This is a genomic window from Nemorincola caseinilytica, assembly GCF_039540515.1.
Taxonomy (GTDB): domain Bacteria; phylum Bacteroidota; class Bacteroidia; order Chitinophagales; family Chitinophagaceae; genus Nemorincola; species Nemorincola caseinilytica.
The window spans coordinates 56,333-73,036 of sequence record NZ_BAABFA010000010.1 but is presented as its reverse complement, the minus strand read 5'-3'; the positions used below and the strand labels follow the sequence as shown (position 1 = coordinate 73,036).

Genomic DNA, 16,704 nt, shown 5'->3' with positions numbered 1-16,704 from the left:
TGGTGCTATAGATGTTCTATGTATCATAGGTATTACTTCCTTACATCGCACTGGTGCTGTGTGCGGCCTGCTGGCGGAGTGTTTCCACTGCGGAGGTTGGTGGCCTTGATATTGGGCACGGCAGAGCAACCTGCAAGATGATATACATGTGATGATGAGGATGTGGTCCAGTAATATTTTGCAGCGCCGGGTACTGTTGCCGTGTGCGGTGTGGAGGTGGCCGCAGCGGTGGAGACATTTCCTTCATTGATCCATACCGGGGCGGTCCATGAGCGGTCGCCATCCTGCTGTATCACCTTTACATAGCAGAAGGAAGAGAACGCATTTGCACGCACACCCTTTATCCTGTGCAGGCCATTGCCGCGTACCGTGCTGCGCTGTACCAGGCCATTGGCGGCCTTTTGGTGCGTGGCGGCAGTAGACAGCTGGGGGCGGATAGGGCTGCTGTATACCTGTATCTCGTAAGTGGCAGTGGGCTCATCGGTATCGCGTATATGTATGCTTATATCGAGGTCGCTGCCCTCTTTTGCTTTTAGCTGTGCGCCCATGAGGCTATCATTGATGTAGAGGGCAGTATGGAGGTTCTTGTCCTCTGTAACATAGGTGCGATTGCGGCGGAGGGCATCGTATATGGTGGCCTCGGAGAGCGAGCGGGCCACTATGCCAGTGCGGGCATCGGTAACGGTACCCCAGGTGCGGTAGTGGTTGTCTTGCCCGGCCGATGGGCTTATGTGCAGGCCCTGGGTGAGATAGAAGAAGTAATCGTTCTCGTTATCGGTATAGCGGTAGTGCTGCTGGCGCTGCTCTGCCATCGCAGGGCCACAGAACACCTCTATGAGGTGCGTATATGGCTGCATGGCCTGTACCCAGTCCTTGAAGTGAGGGCCGAGGTCGCCGGGGTCTATGCCATAGTCGTTGAACATCTTGCTGCGATCGGAAGGGGAGCCGCCCCGGCGAAAGAGGTCTTGCTCTGCATCGGGGTGGTTGAGCTGAATGACGGCCATATTTCGGTCGGTTTTTTTTCTTTTATCCAGCTCTTGCAGCAGCAGGCGGAAGTCGCCATTGCCGGTAGTGAGCAGGCGATCGGTGCCGAGGACATTGACATGGTTGCCGCTGGATATGGTAGAGAACTCCTGACCGTAGAGCGCTACGAAATGCGCATCGGTGGCCTCTCTTGCGGCCTTCAGCAGCGGGGCCAGTGTTACCTGCTCAGACCGCGGAGCGCCGTTCTCTTTCCACTTTCGTGTGACGGTGATGTTGCTATTGCCATCGTAGAGGGCAGGGTCTTTGGCTATGAGTATACCGTCCTTGCGCTCTTTGGCGCCGGACTCGGCCTCGATATGGTTGTGCGGTGTAACGGCAAAGAAATGCAGCCCTGCGGCCTTTGCCATGGCATATGCCTCGGCAGGGGTACCGCTGCCATCGCATATCATGGTATGGGCATGTAGCAGGCCATAGTAGGTCTTCCAGGTGGTATCGGGGCGGGCGTGCAGCGAGGCGGCTGCGTGCAGGAGCAGGAGTGTTATATAGTATCGCATATTGCAGGCAGGTAAATAAAAAGACCCGCTGCAAAAGCGGGTCGTAGGTAATAAATGTCTTTGTGCATCAATATTCATCTTCGTTGAAGAAGAAGTCTTCCTGGGTGGGATAGTCGGGCCATATGTCTTCTATACCTTCGTATATCTCGCCCTCATCGTCCAGCTCCTGCAGGTTCTCCACTACTTCCAGCGGAGCGCCAGAGCGTATGGCGTAATCTATCAGTTCATCCTTCGTGGCAGGCCACGGTGCGTCTTCGAGATGTGATGCCAGTTCAAGTGTCCAGAACATATTATAATGATTTTTATTTTATTTGACTTTTGGCAAATGTAAGCGAAAAAACAAAAAAGAAAAGACAAATTTTAGTGAATAAAAAATGCTGTTTTTATAGCCTGTGCATACCCGCCATTGTTGTCTTTCTTTACAATTAATAGATAACTTGCGTACCCATGTTATCTGCTAAAGACCTGTCCAAAAAGTATGCCACATTTACGGTGGTGAACAATGTGTCGCTGGATGTGGCAAAGGGCGAGATAGTGTCTATAACAGGGCCATCGGGCGCAGGCAAGAGCACACTGCTGCACCTGCTGGGCGGCCTGGACAAGCCCGACAGCGGCAAGGTGCTGATAGACGGCACCGACCTGCTGCAACTGCCCGCAAAAAAGCAGGCGAGATTTCGCAATGCCAATATCGGTTTCGTATTCCAGTTCCACCATCTGCTGCCGGAGTTCAGCGCGATAGAGAATGTATGCGTACCCCTGTGGATAAAGGGTGTGAGCAAGAAAGAGGCCATGGAGCAGGCCACAGAGATGCTGGGCATAGTGGGGCTATCGCACAGGCTGGGCAACAAACCATCGGAACTATCGGGCGGGGAGCAGCAGCGTGTGGCCATAGCCCGCGCGCTGGTAACAAGGCCCGCGGTAGTGATGGCCGATGAGCCCACCGGCAACCTGGACAGCGAGAACGCCCACTTGGTACACAAGCTGTTCGTGGACCTGCGCGACAAGCTGGGACAGACCTTTGTGATGATAACCCACAATGATGCACTGGCACAAATGACCGACCGCACACTGATGATGCAGGATGGACGAATAGTGAACAAAAGAACGAACCGATGAAATATTTCCGCAATTACCCATGGGGCATGCAGCTGCTGCTGTTCCTGCTGATGACATTCACCTTCCTGTCCTGCATATCGGTAATAGTACTGAGCACGTTCACAAAGATTACCGGGTATGATATAACTGCCATATCGGACATAACCACTGCTACGCCCTATGGCCTGGTACAGGCAGCGCGCGTGGTGCAGGGCGTGCAGAACATGTTCATCTTCATGCTGCCGGCATTTACCTATGCTTACCTGTGCCACCCAACGCCCGCACGATACCTGGGGCTGCGCAGGCCGGGAAAGAGCATACAACTACTGCTGTCGGTGACGCTGATGGCCGGGGCCATGCCCATCTTCATGCTGATAAAGAGCGGCATGGAGCTGATAGACTTTGGCGCCAAGCTAAAGACAGAGCAGGCACAACTGGACAATATGGTGCAGGGAATGATGAACATGCCTACCGTGGGCAGCTTCATAGCTACTTTCATCATAATGGCGGTAGTGCCGGGCGTGGGGGAAGAACTGTTCTTTCGCGGGGTGCTGATGCGTTTTGCCAAGAAGCGCAGCCGTAGTATGGTAGCGCCGGTGCTCTTCAGCGCGGTGGTATTTGCGTATGCGCACTCTAATGTGTACGGGTTCCTGTCCATATTCCTGGCAGGGGTGCTGCTGGCAGTGATATACCAACTGACAGGATCGCTGTGGTGCAGTATACTGGCACATACGCTGTTCAACGGCGGGCAGGTGTTCCTCTCTTATCTGGCCAACAATAACAAGGCCATAGAGGCCACCATGAAGACGGATAGCGTACCGTATGGATATGCGGCTGCGGGCGCGGTGGTATTCGCAGCATCGCTGTGGCTGTTGCTGAAGAACCGTACCCCGCTACCTGCCAACTGGACGGACGACTTTACCCCCAGGGAACTGGCAGAGCTGAAGCAGGAACGTGAGAACAGGCAACTCTGACAGCGGGACAAAGAGCCTATATTTACAAACGATATGGACCTGAAAAAATTCAAGATCGCCGCGGCACGGAAACAGGAGAAGCTGACCCGGTTTCTGAAGCAACTGGAGGAGCTGGTACCCGATGATATGCAGGAGATAGTGGCCGATGCCGATGCCGCTATGTGGCGCGAGACGGACTGTACCACATGTGCCAACTGCTGCAAGACGATGTCGCCCACCTTCAGCAAGGAGGATGTGATGCGCATAGCTGCGCATGTGGGAATGACGCCCAAGGCCTTCAGGGACAAATGGCTGTACAAGGATGAGACAGGAGACTGGATGAACAAGCAACAGCCTTGCCAGTTCCTGGTAGACAATAAATGCTCGATATACGAGGTGCGGCCTGTGGACTGTGCGCAGTTCCCGCATCATAACCTGGTGCCCTTCGACGTGTATGGCGATACCTATGCCGCCAACATAATGCACTGCCCGGCAACGCTGACACTGGTAGACAAGGTGAGGAAAAAAGTAGAGCGCGAATATGAATGGCCGAAGTAACATGTACCTGAGAGACCACTGCTATGATAACACAGATCTTCCCGGGGCTGCTCGTGGTCATATGAGAGGCCGTTAATAGTTCGTATTTTTGCGGCCCACTAAATAAGAAACGAACAATGGCCGAACCAGCACCATGCCCCGTATGCAAATGCACCTATACCTATGAGATGGATGCCCTGCTGGTGTGCCCCGAATGCGGCCATGAGTGGAACCCTGATGAAACCCCTGCGGCCGAGGAGGGCTTTGTGGTAAAGGACAGCAATGGCAACATACTGCAGAACGGCGATAGCGTGGTGACCATAAAGAACCTGCCGGTAAAGGGCACGGCCCAAAGCATAAAGGCAGGCACCAAGGTGCGGAACATACGCCTGGTAGACAGCGACCACAATATAGACTGCAAGATAGATGGCTTTGGCGCGATGGCGCTGAAGTCGGAATTTGTGAAGAAGGTGTAGGGGAAAAACAAAAAACGAAGGCTTTCACCTTCGTTTTTCTTTTTTACGTCGGGAAGACAAGATTCGAACTTGCGACCCCTAGCACCCCATACTAGTACGCTACCGGACTGCGCCACTTCCCGAGCCTCTCGCTATGCCCTGTTGAGGGGTGTTGCGGGCGGCAAAGATAGGGGAATTTTGTTTTAAGACAAATTTGAGGAGATAAGTCGTAAAAATTCTGAGCGGGTCTCGTTCTTCATGAACTGGCCGCTGAATGCCGATGTGGTAGTGACGCTGTTCTGCTTCTGTACGCCGCGCATCATCATGCACAGGTGCTGCGCCTCTATGACTACGCCTACGCCCAGTGGGTTGAGGGTGTCCTGTATCACATCGAGTATCTGGTGGGTGAGGCGCTCCTGCACCTGCAGGCGGCGGCTGAAGGCCTCTACCACATGGGCCAGCTTGCTGAGGCCGGTGATGACACCATTGGGTATATATGCTATGTGGGCCTTGCCGAAGAAGGGGAGCAGATGATGCTCGCAAAGGGAGTACAGCTCTATGTTCTTGACGAGGACCATCTCATTGTAATCTTCGTGGAACTTGGCAGAGTTCAGTATGTCGGCGGCGTTCATGCCATAGCCCTGGGTGATGAACTGCATGGCCTTTGCCATACGCTCGGGGGTCTTCAGCAGGCCCTCGCGTGCGGGGTCTTCGCCCACGGCCGATATGATGGATGTATATGCGGTCTTGAGGGCATCGGTGGCCGCAGCATCGTAGGTCTCGTGTTTGTGGTAAGCCATCTTAAAGAAAAAGTAAAAAAGTAAAAAGCAAAAAGGGTGGTGAGGCCGCATTAGCCGAAGTACTCGACGTATATGCTGCGGGTCTCTACGAGCTTGATGCAGTGGAGCTTTACATTGTCCTTGCCGGTCTCGATGTGGGGCCTCAGTTCGTTCCATATGCCGATGGCGAAGTTCTCGGCAGAGGTGAATTTGCCCTTCATGAAGTCGACATCGAGGTTGAGGTTTCGGTGATCGACCCGCTCTACTATCACTTCCTTTATGAGGTCGCCAAGGGTCTTGGCATTGTAGATGAACCCCGTTTGCGGATGTGGCTCGCCCTTGATGGTGACATGCAGCTCGTAGTTGTGGCCATGCCAGTTCTCGTTGGCGCATTTGCCGAATACATCTTTGTTCTCTGCATCGCTCCAGCCGGGGTTGTGCAGCCTGTGGGCGGCGTTGAAATGCTCTATACGCGTGAGATAGACCATACTATATTATTAGAAAATGAGATAAAATGGCCGGAAGCCGCTTGTGGCAAAGCTTTCGGTATATCTTATGTATATAAGATATTTTTTACGCTGCAAAATTAGGTGAAAATACCCGAAACGCGGGCTAAAGAAATGCCGGGCAGCGGGAATGGTTGCATGGGCTGCTATATGATAGTATGACCTTTGCGATATGTAAGCATTACCGGGCCTCCAGTATATCCTTCAGCTTGCCGAGGCTTATTTCCATATCGGCGCCGAGCAGCTTGTCCATGTTCATGAAGAGAAGCATCATGTTCATGGGGTACTTCATGCTGCTGGCCATGTGCCATGTGACCTTTGTTTGCGTAGGTGAGACGGCCTCGAGAGTGAGCGGTGTTTGCGCCACCGCGGCGAAGGGGCGTATGAAACGCACCTCTATATCTATTCTTTTCCCTTCTTCCAGCGCCTTTATCTCCTGCTCGCCGGCCCCGGCCTGTTTGTTGCCATCCCATGCATATACGAAGCCCACTGTGCCGTCTATACCGCGGTAGGTGCGCTTCATGTTAGGGTCTTTCATGGCCCATACATTGAAGCTGTCGTGATTGCGCAGATGCTTCAGGTATATGAACACATGTGCCTCGGAGGTATCGATGAGCACACTGCGGCTAAGCCGGTAGCTCTTTGGCGAAACGACGCCCAGTATAAGCACTAGCGCCAGTATGGCAGCTATAACGAGCAGGATAATGGTGATGATACTCATGGTGTAGGTAGATATCTTACCTCTAAGATACGTCTTTGTGGAGTTTGTGGTAGCTGAAATAGGATAGCGCCAGTATACCCAGTATAATGAACGGCATAATGGCATTGAAACCAAAGCCATCTACGGCCCAGTTGCTGATGGAGGCGAATATGAACTCGAATGTGAAACCGGCATAGACCCACTCCTTCACACGCTTGTTGAGGCCGGGGATCATGAGGGCTATGGCGCCCAGTATCTTTGCTACTACCAGTGCATTGGCAAAATACTGCGGATAGCCCAGGTGGCGCGTACCTTCCTTTGCCATCTCGGTCTGCGAGGTAAGGGCGGGCATTACCCCCTCGAACAGGAAAATGAGTGTAGTGGATACCCAGAAGATGATCTTGTACTTTTTCATGTTGCGGTCTTTTTTGTTGATACAAAGGTAGACCTGTACTCATTGGGAAATGGGCCTTGAAAAGGACGATCTGCAGGGGTGAATGCGTCAAAAACCTATGTTATGAATGACTCGTTATCGATATTGTTAAAAACAATGTCGAGCTGTATTCAGCCCCTCCCAGCCTCCCCATACGGGGAGGAGATGAGATCTGATCACTTTTCTTTCACAGGACATCAGTCGCTCCAATTCTCTTCCCAGGCGCTCTTATATGCCCCTACAGCTTCGGTATATGCTATGAGGCCTGCATAGAAGGGGTGAGCGGCCAGGGTAGCGCTATCGCCGATGATGACCAGCTTTTTGCGGGCGCGGGTAAGGGCTACATTCATACGCCTGATGTCGGAAAGGAAGCCGATGTTGGCATCGGTATTGCTGCGCGTCATGCTGATGTAGACGATATCGCGCTCCTGCCCCTGGAAGCTGTCTATGGTATTGACGGAGATAGAGCGGATGTATGGCTGCAACTCTGTAGCATGTTGCAGTTGCTCTTCGAGCACATATAGCTGGGCCTTGTAGGGAGATATGACGGCTACCGATGGCATAGTGGTGCCTGTATAGTGCGGCGCTATGCCGGTAAGCATGCGGGTGAGGTGTTTGAACAGGAGTGCGGCCTCCTCGGGGTTGGATATGGAGGTATCATCGGCCTGCTCGTCATGGCCGCAACCGGCGGTATCGATAAAGGTGAGGGGCGCCTCGCCGGGGGCAAGCAAATGATGGGCCACGGAGGTGTGTGCCTTTAGCCTGTCTTCGTAGAACACGCGGGCGGAATAGCCCATGATGTGCAGGTGCATGCGGTACTGCTCTTGCAGCAGGGTGACGGCCTGTGGGTAGAGGGCTATACACCGCTCGAAGAGGGTGTGGGCGAGGCCAGCGCGTGCGGCCTCATCGGACTTAATGGTGGGTGGCAACTGGCAGTGGTCGCCGGCGAGTATGACCTTATCTCCTTTGAGTATAGGTATCCAGCAGGCGGGCTCTATAGCCTGCCCCGCCTCGTCTATGACCACTATGGGGTAATGGAGATCGCGCACGGTATAGTGGTTGGCGCCTACCAGGGTGGCAGCTACTATTTGCGTACGCGCTATAATATCATCTATGATGTACTGCTCCATACGGCCTACATCTTTCATGATCTTGTGGGCCTCGTCGAACAGGGCCTTGCGCTGCTCTCGTTCGGCACGACCAAAGCTGCGCTTGTACTTGTGGGCCATGTCTTTGAACTCGGCGGCCTGCTTTTTGAGCCGTTTCATCTCTTTTACAGAGCTGTGGGCGGCTATCTTGCTATCGAGGGTGAGCGATAGCAGGCGCTCGGACACACGCGCAGGGCTGCCCACACGCAGTACGCTGAGACCTTCCCCGGACAGTTTTTCGGCGAGAAGGTCTACGGCGGTATTGCTGGGGGCTGTGACCAGTATGCGAGGCGCACCCTGTGCTATGAGGGCATTGATGGCCTGTACGAGGGTAGTGGTCTTGCCGGTGCCGGGCGGGCCATGTACTATGGCCAGCTCCTGTGCCTGCAATATGTTGTTGACGGCGGCCTGCTGGCTGGGGTTGAGGCGGGTATGATGATAGGGTGGTAAAGAGGTATTGAATGTGGGCGCTATCTGGCCGGTGAGGATGCGGATGTGCCTGCCTGTGGGCGTACGTTCATCGGTAGACAGGGCCTGCCGGAGGGCGGCCTGCATCTGGTCGTAGCTATTGTCGTCGAAGAGGAGGTCTATACCCAGCTTGCCGTCGTGGGCCCACTCGGGCAGCTCATCGGTACGGAGCTGCAGCTTAAGGCGGTCTCCGCCCACATAGGTGAGGGTGCCTTCTATATGATACTCGGCGGCATTATGATTGGAGAAGAGCATGGCCGAGGCTCCGAAGCGTAGCTGGTGGGCAACATCGGTATGGGTGGTGCGCTCTACCTCTACGGTAATGTACTCTGCCCGGCTGAGCTCGGTGCCGCGTATGGCCACAGGATACCATGTGATGCCATTGGCGCGGCGCTGTGCGGCAGATGAGGAACGGGTAAGGGCGAGGTATGCTTCTTTATCCGCTTCGCGCTCTATGCGCAGGAGCTCTTGCAGGCGCCTGAAATGATCCATGCCGCAAATGTAGCGGATGGTGTGGCGGGAACGAGCAGAAAAATTTGGGTGAGGGGAGAATAAAATTCTGAAATACGGACAAACCTACTATATTTGCACCCTCTCAGCAGGGGAATTAGCTCAGCTGGCTAGAGCGCTTGCATGGCATGCAAGAGGTCACCGGTTCGACTCCGGTATTCTCCACAGATAATACGCAAGCTAGATGCTTGCGTATTTTTTATGCACGGTAGGGCGTTACAAACGCCCGGCCGGGGCATCCTCGTCAGAGACGAGGACGAGTGGGGGGAGTGCATGAGGTTTCTGCACTCTTTTTTCTTGTTATGACACAGCGTGAACACCGATATTTTGTACTGAATAAACCGTTCGGGATGGTGTCGCAATTCGTGTGTGTGGAGGATGTGCGGCTGCTGGGCGAGGTGGACTTCGACTTTCCGGAGGGTACGCATGCCATAGGGAGGCTGGATGGCCTTTCGGAGGGGTTGCTACTGCTGAGTACGAATAAAAGGGTGACGAAATTGCTCTTTGAGGGGGATAGGCCGCATAAACGGACCTACCTGGTACGGGTGACGAATATAATGACCCCCGAAAAGGTGCAGCAGTTGAGGGAGGGTGTTACTATTCGTGTAAGGGGGCGTGGCGAACATAGGACCGCGCCGTGCGAAGTAGAATTGCTGGATGCGCCGCCCGATGTGCTGCCTCACCAACTGGAACAGAACCCACGAATTCCCCACTCGTGGTTGCGGATATCGCTGTATGAGGGCAAGCGACACCAGATACGCAATATGATGCTGGCCGTGAACCATGAGTGCAGGCGGCTTATACGGATAGCGATAGATGATATAGTACTGGGCGACCTTGCTCCCGGCTGCGTAAGGGAAATAGAAGAGGAACAATTCTTTAAGCTACTGAAGATAGACAATGGGGAAGACAGTGCGGAGTAACAGTGTCGGGAAACAGTACGCACTGTTCCCCCCGCAGTCCACACTCATTTATCCCAGGTCTATCTCGGTATTGTCGCCTATGTTCAGGCTTTGGCTGAGGCCGCGCACATAGGCATCGTTGCCTATGATAGATGAATTGAGCACTACTTGCTGCAACTCGGCATAAGACCCTATTATGGTATCGCGTACTATAGACGATCCTATCTTGGTATGCTCGCCTATGGTCACGTTCGGGCCTATGATGCAGTGGCGTATCTCGCAGCCCTCTGCTATGCTTACGGGGTGAATGATAACGGTGGTATCGTAGTTGTACTGGGGTGCCACGGCCTGCGCATCCTCCATCTGCTTCAGCAGTATGGCATTGGTAGAGAGCAGTGTTTCTTTCTTGCCACAGTCGAACCAGTTGTTCACCCTGAAGGCCTGTAGCTTTATGCCCTGCTCTACCATCAGTTGCAGTGCATTAGTAAGGTGGTATTCGCCGTTCTCGTCGGGTGGCATGGACAGGTTCTGCTCCAGCGCGGCATACAGTGCGGCCGTTTCCTTTATGTAGTAGATGCCCACCATCGCCATGTTCGACTTTGGTATCAGGGGCTTCTCTACCATGCGCGTCACTATGTCCTTGTCATTTATCTCTGCCACGCCAAAGCTGCGGGGGTCGTCGACCTTGCGCACGCCTATCTGCGATACAGGGCTGTTTATAGTGGTACGCACAGGGTAGTCGCATACGGTATCGCCCAGTACTATCATCACCTCATCGTTCTGTACGGCGTCTTTTGTGAGCAGTATGGCATGACCTGTGCCGCGCCTGTCGTTCTGCGTTACGAAGGTGCATTTCAGTTGCGGGTATGTCTTCTCTATATAGCGCTGTATCTTCTCGCCCAGGTAGCCTATCACAAATACATATTCCATAACACCGGCATCTATGAGCTGGTCTACTATGACTCCCAGAATGGTCTTGCCGGCTATGGGTATAAGGGCCTTAGGTTGTGTATACGTTAGTGGGCGCAGCTTGGTGCCTGCCCCTGCAACTGGTATTATCGCTTTCACTTGCTGATAATTGAGGTGTAAATGTACGATCTTTTGCGTTGCGGGACTCACCGACAAAGTGCTGCATCGGGTACAATTACTGTTCACATATATACATTTCCCGTAGCATTTGGTAATTTGCTGTTCCCCGACCACCGGCCACATACATTATGACAGAATACCTGAAGAATATTTTACCCCGGCTGCAGGAGTTCAGCAGTTCGCTAGACAAGAAGGAAGCTTTCATAGATAAGCAATGGGTGTACTTCGATGAGAACGAAGACCGCCATACATACATCTTCAAGCGCGATGGCAGGCTTATCATGTCGCTGAACGGTAATGCAATGACCGGTAAATGGGAGTACCTGCCCGAGGCCAAAAGCCTGCATATAGACAGGCTAAAGGACCAGGTATTGCTGAACCAGGCACTGCTGTTCGATGGGCTGATGTTGCTGAAGAAGGACGGTGCAAAGGGCGATCCGTGGATATTGGTGAACGCCCAGGTAGTACCCGACCTGGACCATGTGAGCTACCTGAACCGTATGCTTGCTCAAAAGCTGCAGTTGAAGGAGTTCAGGCTCAGCGATGGTAAGACGTACTACTACTCGGAAGGGACCAATTATGGTGCCGGTCTTGGTGTGGGCTGCAAGATATATGACGAGAACATGCAACCGCTGACGGGAGACATCAGCATAGGCCATGGGCCGGACAAAACACTGCGCATTACCAACGGGCAGGTATCGGGCATCACATACATACGCGAGTACGAGACCGACCATGGTGTACTTACCATTCACCAGCAGGTGCTGTATGAGATAACCCTTGGCGACAAAGCATATACCGGCCACAACATAGCCGACGGCAGCTATATTTTTTCGAATAAGGCTTTCTCGTTACGGTCGGTAGATGTGAGGGATGGCGGCATCGCTGCACTGAGGTTTCGCAGTGTCTTTGACAATATGAACCCGCTGAAGGCATTTTTGCTTTCGGCATTGGGCCTTACCATCCTTGCCATATGTATCCTGCCTTTTTATTTCGCTGCGCAAAAAAGCGATAGCCCTACTATAACACCGGTAGCGGATGGTGCCGTACCCGTGCCTGCGAGGCCGGATACGGTATACCGCGAGTTCTTCCTGGAAACGCCAATGAAATATGGCACCTTCGGCATGACGGTATCAGAATGGAACAGGAACATAGCCCTGCAGACCCGGGATGGTAAGATGCACGACCTAAAAGAATATGCATCGATATACCAGGCGGCCGTGAGCGATGGCCAGCGGCACGAGTTCACCATAACTGGTGTCTTCGCCCATCCGGGTATACATGGCGATACGCAGGTAGAGGTATTTACCCGCAATGGTCAGCGTGTGAACGAAGGCATACTGATAGGCATACAGATAGCTGGCAACTACATGCCCTATGCAGATGTGAGTACTTTCTCTGCCCTGGAAAGGGGCGACCTGCGGTTCATAGCCGGAGACCATTTGCCTCATGACATTTCCAGCAGGCCCACTGCCGATGAATACACCTCTATAGACCTTGTGCTGGCGCATATGGGCAAAGACCCTTATACAGAACATGAGGACCAGCTTAAGTCGGTGGGAGACTATAAATGTGTATATGGAAATGAGCTGCTGTATGCGGTATACCAAATAGAAATAGAAAGCCGCGCCACCGCTGTATGCGATGTAATAATGAAGGCGGGCAGCAATGGATACGAGAAGCGGGATAAGCTGATACGGCTAAAGGATGCCTACCGAAACTATAACTACCTTACCCAAACAGTATACTCCCGCAAACAGGCGAACCTGAATGTGAACGACCATATATCGGAGTACGAAAGAAAGAAACTGGAGGAGGCCGATGCAGAGAAGGCCCGTACAGAGCGGCTTATAGATAAGGCCGTACAGTGATGTTGTTCTTGTGCTACTGCGAACATCTCTGTAGCGCAAAAAAATATTCTAATTTGCACCCGTGCGAACCATTGGTATAGAAGAGTTCTTAGAGCTGGCAAAGGTACACCCTGTGATAGATGTACGCAGCCCGGGCGAATATGGTCATGCCCATATTCCCGGTGCGCACAACATAGCGCTGTTCTCTGACGAGGAAAGAAAAGTAGTGGGCACAACCTACAAGCAGCAAAGCCGGGAGATGGCCATCAAGATAGGCCTGGACCATTACGGCCCCAAAATGAGGCAGATAGTAGAGACCGTAGAAGAGCTGACCGTTACCGATAAGAACGCCCGGAAGACCGTACTGGTACACTGCTGGCGCGGTGGCATGCGCAGTCGCGCCATAGCCTGGCTGCTAGACCTGTATGGTTTTAGTGTATACCTGCTGCAGGGTGGTTATAAGGCATACCGTAACTGGACGCTGGCGCAGTTCGGCAAGAGCTATACACTGCATGTGCTGGGTGGTTATACGGGATCGGGCAAGACGCATGTATTGCATCAGCTAGGCAAAAAGGGACATACCGTTGTAGACCTGGAAGGCATAGCCCGGCACCGTGGCTCTGCCTTTGGCGGGCTCGATCGTCTCGTACAACCCTCGCAGGAGATGTTCGAGAACCTGCTGGCATTGCGGCTGCACCATATCACAGCGGCCATACCAGGTGCGCCCATATGGATAGAGGATGAAAGCCGCCGCATAGGCCATATAAACCTGCCCGAAAAGTTCTGGAACAGGATGAGGGCATCAACGGTCATCTTCCTCGATATCCCCTTCGAGGAGCGGCTGGTATTCACGGTAAAGGAATATGGCGCCTACCCTAAGGAAGACCTCGTTAACAGCATTATACGCATACAGAAGCGGCTGGGTGGGCTCAATACCAAGACCGCTATCAACCACCTGCTGGAGAATGATATTAAGGAATGTTTCCGGGTACTGCTTCGCTACTACGACAAGTACTATGCAGGTGGCCTGCACGACCGACAAGATATTGAGACAAGGCTGCACACCATAGCCTGCACCACAGTAGATGCCGTGGCCAATGCTGTGCACCTGGCTGCACAACTACAAGACAATGGATAACATACAACAGGATATAAAGCTCACACAATATTCGCGCAGCGCAGGCTGTGGCTGCAAGATAGCCCCTGCTGTATTGCAGCAGATAATAGGCGCGGCATCAGCCCCGGCCGATGCCCGCCTGCTGGTAGGCAATGCCACCAGCGACGATGCCGCCGCATACGACCTGGGCAATGGTACGGCCCTCATAGCCACTACCGATTTTTTTATGCCCATTGTAGATGATGCCTACCAGTTCGGCCGCATAGCTGCTGCCAATGCCATCAGCGATGTATATGCCATGGGTGGTACACCCATACTCGCATTGGCCATACTGGGATGGCCTGTAGATAAGCTGCCGGCAGCACTTGCACAGCAGGTGTTGGCTGGCGCTAGGGCCGTATGTAATGAGGCCGGTATAACGCTGGCAGGCGGCCACAGCATAGATACTACCGAGCCTGTCTTTGGCCTCTCTGTGAATGGTACCTGTGCTATAGACCACCTGAGAAAGAACAATACCGCGCAAGAGGGCGACCTGCTGCTCATCACCAAACCCCTAGGTGTAGGTATACTGGCCACTGCGCATAAGAGAGGGCTGCTGGCTGCCGAACATTATGATACATTCATTGCCCAGCTTGCCCAGCTCAATAAGATAGGCACCGACCTTGGTGGCATACCGGGTGTCACGGCCCTTACCGATATCACGGGCTTTGGCCTGGCGGGGCACCTTACAGAGATGGCCACGGGCAGCGGCCTTTCTGCAGAGATATCCTATTCTTCCCTGCCTGTTATAGCAGGTGCTACAGAGTACCTTTCGCAGCGTATAGTGCCCGATGCCACTTACCGCAACTGGAACGCTTATGGGCCGCAGATAGCCTTTGATGCCGGTGTAGATGTGATGCAGGCATTCAGTCTGCTGCCCGATCCGCAGACGAATGGCGGACTGCTCGTAGCTGTATCCCCATCTGCATACGATGAGGTGGCAGCGCTGCTGCAGCGGCATGGCCTGGGACACCATGCACAGCCTGTTGGCAAGATGGTAGCTCGCGCCGAAAAACTCATTACGGTAAAAGCATAGCACGCACATTTTGGTATAACTTCACTTTATCTAAACGTGATATCGTGAAGCCATTTACCCGTCGAAAGTTCATTCACCTCAGCGCAGCTGCCAGCGCTGCTTTGCTGCTCGATGCCTGCCTTGGCCGCTCCGGCAAGGGTAAGGACGAGCAGAGCATACCACCACCTGTAAAGGATGAACCACAAAGCACAGCTAAGGAGCATCCCACGCCAAAGCTGGACCTGGCAGATAAGAACGACAGCCGCTACAACACCCTGCGACAGGGCTTTAACAAGCGTATAGATAAATACCCTGCGGCGATAGCCTTATGCACTTCTACTGCCGATGTGGTAGAGGCGGTACGCTATGCCCGCGAACAGAAGTTCGCCATAGCAGTGAAGAGCGGTGGTCACAGCATGGAGGGCTTCTCCTGCAACGATGGCGGCCTTGTAGTGAACCTCTCTAAAATGAATACCGTAGAGCTGCTGCCGGACAATAAGATAAAACTAGGCCCCGGCTGCACCCTCAGCCATCTGTACGATTCCATTCTGCCTCATGGCCTGTTGCTTCCCGGTGGCTCGTGCGGTACGGTGGCTGTAGGTGGCCTCACATTGGGCGGTGGTTATGGTCTCTTTTCGCGCAGCTATGGCCTCACCTGCGATCACCTGCTAGAAGCGACCATGGTAGATGGCAATGGTGATATTCACAGCACAAAGGACGATGCAGAACTGCTGTGGGCGCTGAAGGGCGGCGGTACAGGCAACTTCGGTATCGTAACAGAGATGACATTTTGTACACAGGCTGCACCGGCTACATTGCAAGCGCACTACTTCAAGGCCCGCAAACTAACGGCCGAAAAGGCTGCAGAGATCTTGCGCATATGGATGGAGGTAACGCCACAGTTGCCCGCCAGTTGTTTCTCGGGCTATGTGCTCAATGGCAGTACCCTGAACATACTAGTGACCGACCATGATGCGGCCAAACACGATATCGCATCACTGCTACAAAAACTTGCCGATGTGACCGATACCTTCCGCAGTACACGGCCAACGGCGCTGGCCACCATGCTGCGCAACTACTATGGGCGCCCCGGTCCGCTCTATTTCCGCAATTCTTCGGCAGGCTTCTTCAAAGACCACGGTACGGTAGCACCCTTCATTACCGATGTGTTCCGGGTAGTAGTGTCTACGCCGGGCATGATATACCAGGTGAATACCCTGGGCGGCGAGGTAGATAATACAATGTTCGCCGGTCAGGCATCTTATCCCCATCGTGGCTTTCCCTTCATATCAGAGGTACAGGCATATTGGGAAAGCCCCTCGCAAGATCCGCGGCTGGCAAAGGCCACTACCGAGATACTGGGCATAACGGCACAGCATGGCATCACCCGCCAGTATGTGAACTATTGCAGTGCAGAGTTCAACGACTGGGAACATGCCTATTATGGGGATAATTACGCCCGTCTCCAGGCCATTAAAAAACGGTTCGACCCATCGGACAATATCCGGCATCCGCAAAGTGTTAAGGCGTAGATGTATACCCGGCATTGGGTATAGGTCATCAGCAACAT

The 16,704-nt window shown here is 53.4% G+C and carries 17 protein-coding genes and 2 tRNA genes; 10 read left to right on the top strand and 9 right to left on the bottom strand.

What is annotated here, in order from left to right; genetic code table 11:
* Positions 1-32 precede the first annotated feature (32 nt).
* Both ABD843_RS07620 and ABD843_RS07615 read right to left on the bottom strand, forming a co-directional pair.
* Positions 33-1,538 carry a CehA/McbA family metallohydrolase domain-containing protein gene (locus ABD843_RS07620; RefSeq protein ID WP_345080967.1) on the bottom strand — a complete coding sequence of 502 codons (1,506 nt, stop codon included), beginning with the start codon at positions 1,536-1,538 and terminating at the stop codon, positions 33-35.
* A gap of 67 nt (positions 1,539-1,605) precedes the next feature.
* Positions 1,606-1,827, bottom strand: a complete 222-nt coding sequence (locus ABD843_RS07615; RefSeq protein ID WP_086100095.1) for a DUF2795 domain-containing protein — start codon at positions 1,825-1,827, stop codon at positions 1,606-1,608.
* A gap of 158 nt (positions 1,828-1,985) precedes the next feature.
* Here ABD843_RS07615 and ABD843_RS07610 point away from each other — a divergent pair, with 158 nt between their 5' ends.
* From ABD843_RS07610 to ABD843_RS07595, 4 genes are all read left to right on the top strand, one after another.
* Positions 1,986-2,654 (top strand): ABC transporter ATP-binding protein, encoded by a 669-nt coding sequence (locus ABD843_RS07610; protein WP_345080955.1) that lies wholly within the window; start codon positions 1,986-1,988, stop codon positions 2,652-2,654.
* Positions 2,651-3,607, top strand: coding sequence for a CPBP family intramembrane glutamic endopeptidase (locus ABD843_RS07605; protein WP_345080952.1), 957 nt, complete (start codon positions 2,651-2,653; stop codon positions 3,605-3,607). Before ABD843_RS07610 ends, ABD843_RS07605 begins: the two co-directional genes overlap by 4 nt.
* Before the next feature lie 33 nt (positions 3,608-3,640).
* The gene (locus tag ABD843_RS07600; RefSeq protein ID WP_345080949.1) at positions 3,641-4,144 is read left to right on the top strand and encodes a YkgJ family cysteine cluster protein; all 504 of its coding nucleotides are present in this window, start codon (positions 3,641-3,643) and stop codon (positions 4,142-4,144) included.
* A gap of 116 nt (positions 4,145-4,260) precedes the next feature.
* Complete coding sequence (locus ABD843_RS07595; RefSeq protein ID WP_345080946.1) at positions 4,261-4,599, top strand: zinc ribbon domain-containing protein YjdM; 339 nt, start codon at positions 4,261-4,263, stop codon at positions 4,597-4,599.
* 48 nt (positions 4,600-4,647) lie between these two features.
* On the opposite strand, the gene ABD843_RS07590 is transcribed toward ABD843_RS07595, so the two are convergent.
* From ABD843_RS07590 to ABD843_RS07565, 6 genes are all read right to left on the bottom strand, one after another.
* Positions 4,648-4,721: transfer RNA gene (locus tag ABD843_RS07590), tRNA-Pro, on the bottom strand.
* A 60-nt stretch (positions 4,722-4,781) separates the two neighbouring features.
* The gene (folE, locus tag ABD843_RS07585; protein ID WP_345080943.1) at positions 4,782-5,378 is read right to left on the bottom strand and encodes a GTP cyclohydrolase I FolE; all 597 of its coding nucleotides are present in this window, start codon (positions 5,376-5,378) and stop codon (positions 4,782-4,784) included.
* Positions 5,379-5,428: 50 nt separating this feature from the next.
* Entirely contained in the window at positions 5,429-5,845 is a 417-nt protein-coding gene (locus ABD843_RS07580) for a 6-pyruvoyl trahydropterin synthase family protein (RefSeq protein WP_345080939.1), read from the bottom strand.
* A gap of 199 nt (positions 5,846-6,044) precedes the next feature.
* Positions 6,045-6,584, bottom strand: coding sequence for an SRPBCC family protein (locus ABD843_RS07575; RefSeq protein ID WP_345080936.1), 540 nt, complete (start codon positions 6,582-6,584; stop codon positions 6,045-6,047).
* Positions 6,585-6,606: 22 nt separating this feature from the next.
* Positions 6,607-6,978 (bottom strand): DoxX family protein, encoded by a 372-nt coding sequence (locus tag ABD843_RS07570; RefSeq protein WP_345080933.1) that lies wholly within the window; start codon positions 6,976-6,978, stop codon positions 6,607-6,609.
* 215 nt (positions 6,979-7,193) lie between these two features.
* Positions 7,194-9,104 carry an AAA domain-containing protein gene (locus ABD843_RS07565; RefSeq protein WP_345080930.1) on the bottom strand — a complete coding sequence of 637 codons (1,911 nt, stop codon included), beginning with the start codon at positions 9,102-9,104 and terminating at the stop codon, positions 7,194-7,196.
* Between the two features lie 109 nt (positions 9,105-9,213).
* Between ABD843_RS07565 and ABD843_RS07560 the strand changes: the two genes are divergently transcribed.
* Together ABD843_RS07560 and ABD843_RS07555 are read left to right on the top strand one after the other, a co-directional pair.
* Positions 9,214-9,287 (top strand) — tRNA-Ala (locus ABD843_RS07560).
* Positions 9,288-9,424: 137 nt separating this feature from the next.
* The gene (locus tag ABD843_RS07555) at positions 9,425-10,045 is read left to right on the top strand and encodes a pseudouridine synthase (protein ID WP_345080927.1); all 621 of its coding nucleotides are present in this window, start codon (positions 9,425-9,427) and stop codon (positions 10,043-10,045) included.
* 48 nt (positions 10,046-10,093) lie between these two features.
* Here the strand turns inward: ABD843_RS07555 and ABD843_RS07550 are convergent, their stop codons facing one another.
* A complete protein-coding gene (locus ABD843_RS07550; protein ID WP_345080924.1) occupies positions 10,094-11,092 on the bottom strand; it encodes a sugar phosphate nucleotidyltransferase in 999 nt (332 codons plus the stop codon).
* Positions 11,093-11,241: 149 nt separating this feature from the next.
* Between ABD843_RS07550 and ABD843_RS07545 the strand changes: the two genes are divergently transcribed.
* The 4 genes from ABD843_RS07545 to ABD843_RS07530 all read left to right on the top strand — a co-directional run bounded on the left by ABD843_RS07545 (position 11,242) and on the right by ABD843_RS07530 (position 16,666).
* Complete coding sequence (locus tag ABD843_RS07545; protein ID WP_345080921.1) at positions 11,242-12,984, top strand: hypothetical protein; 1,743 nt, start codon at positions 11,242-11,244, stop codon at positions 12,982-12,984.
* Positions 12,985-13,045: 61 nt separating this feature from the next.
* Positions 13,046-14,101 (top strand): tRNA 2-selenouridine(34) synthase MnmH, encoded by a 1,056-nt coding sequence (mnmH, locus tag ABD843_RS07540; protein ID WP_345080918.1) that lies wholly within the window; start codon positions 13,046-13,048, stop codon positions 14,099-14,101.
* The gene (gene selD, locus ABD843_RS07535; RefSeq protein ID WP_345080915.1) at positions 14,094-15,155 is read left to right on the top strand and encodes a selenide, water dikinase SelD; all 1,062 of its coding nucleotides are present in this window, start codon (positions 14,094-14,096) and stop codon (positions 15,153-15,155) included. Before mnmH ends, selD begins: the two co-directional genes overlap by 8 nt.
* 44 nt (positions 15,156-15,199) lie before the next feature.
* The gene (locus ABD843_RS07530) at positions 15,200-16,666 is read left to right on the top strand and encodes an FAD-binding oxidoreductase (protein WP_345080914.1); all 1,467 of its coding nucleotides are present in this window, start codon (positions 15,200-15,202) and stop codon (positions 16,664-16,666) included.
* Positions 16,667-16,704 lie beyond the last annotated feature (38 nt).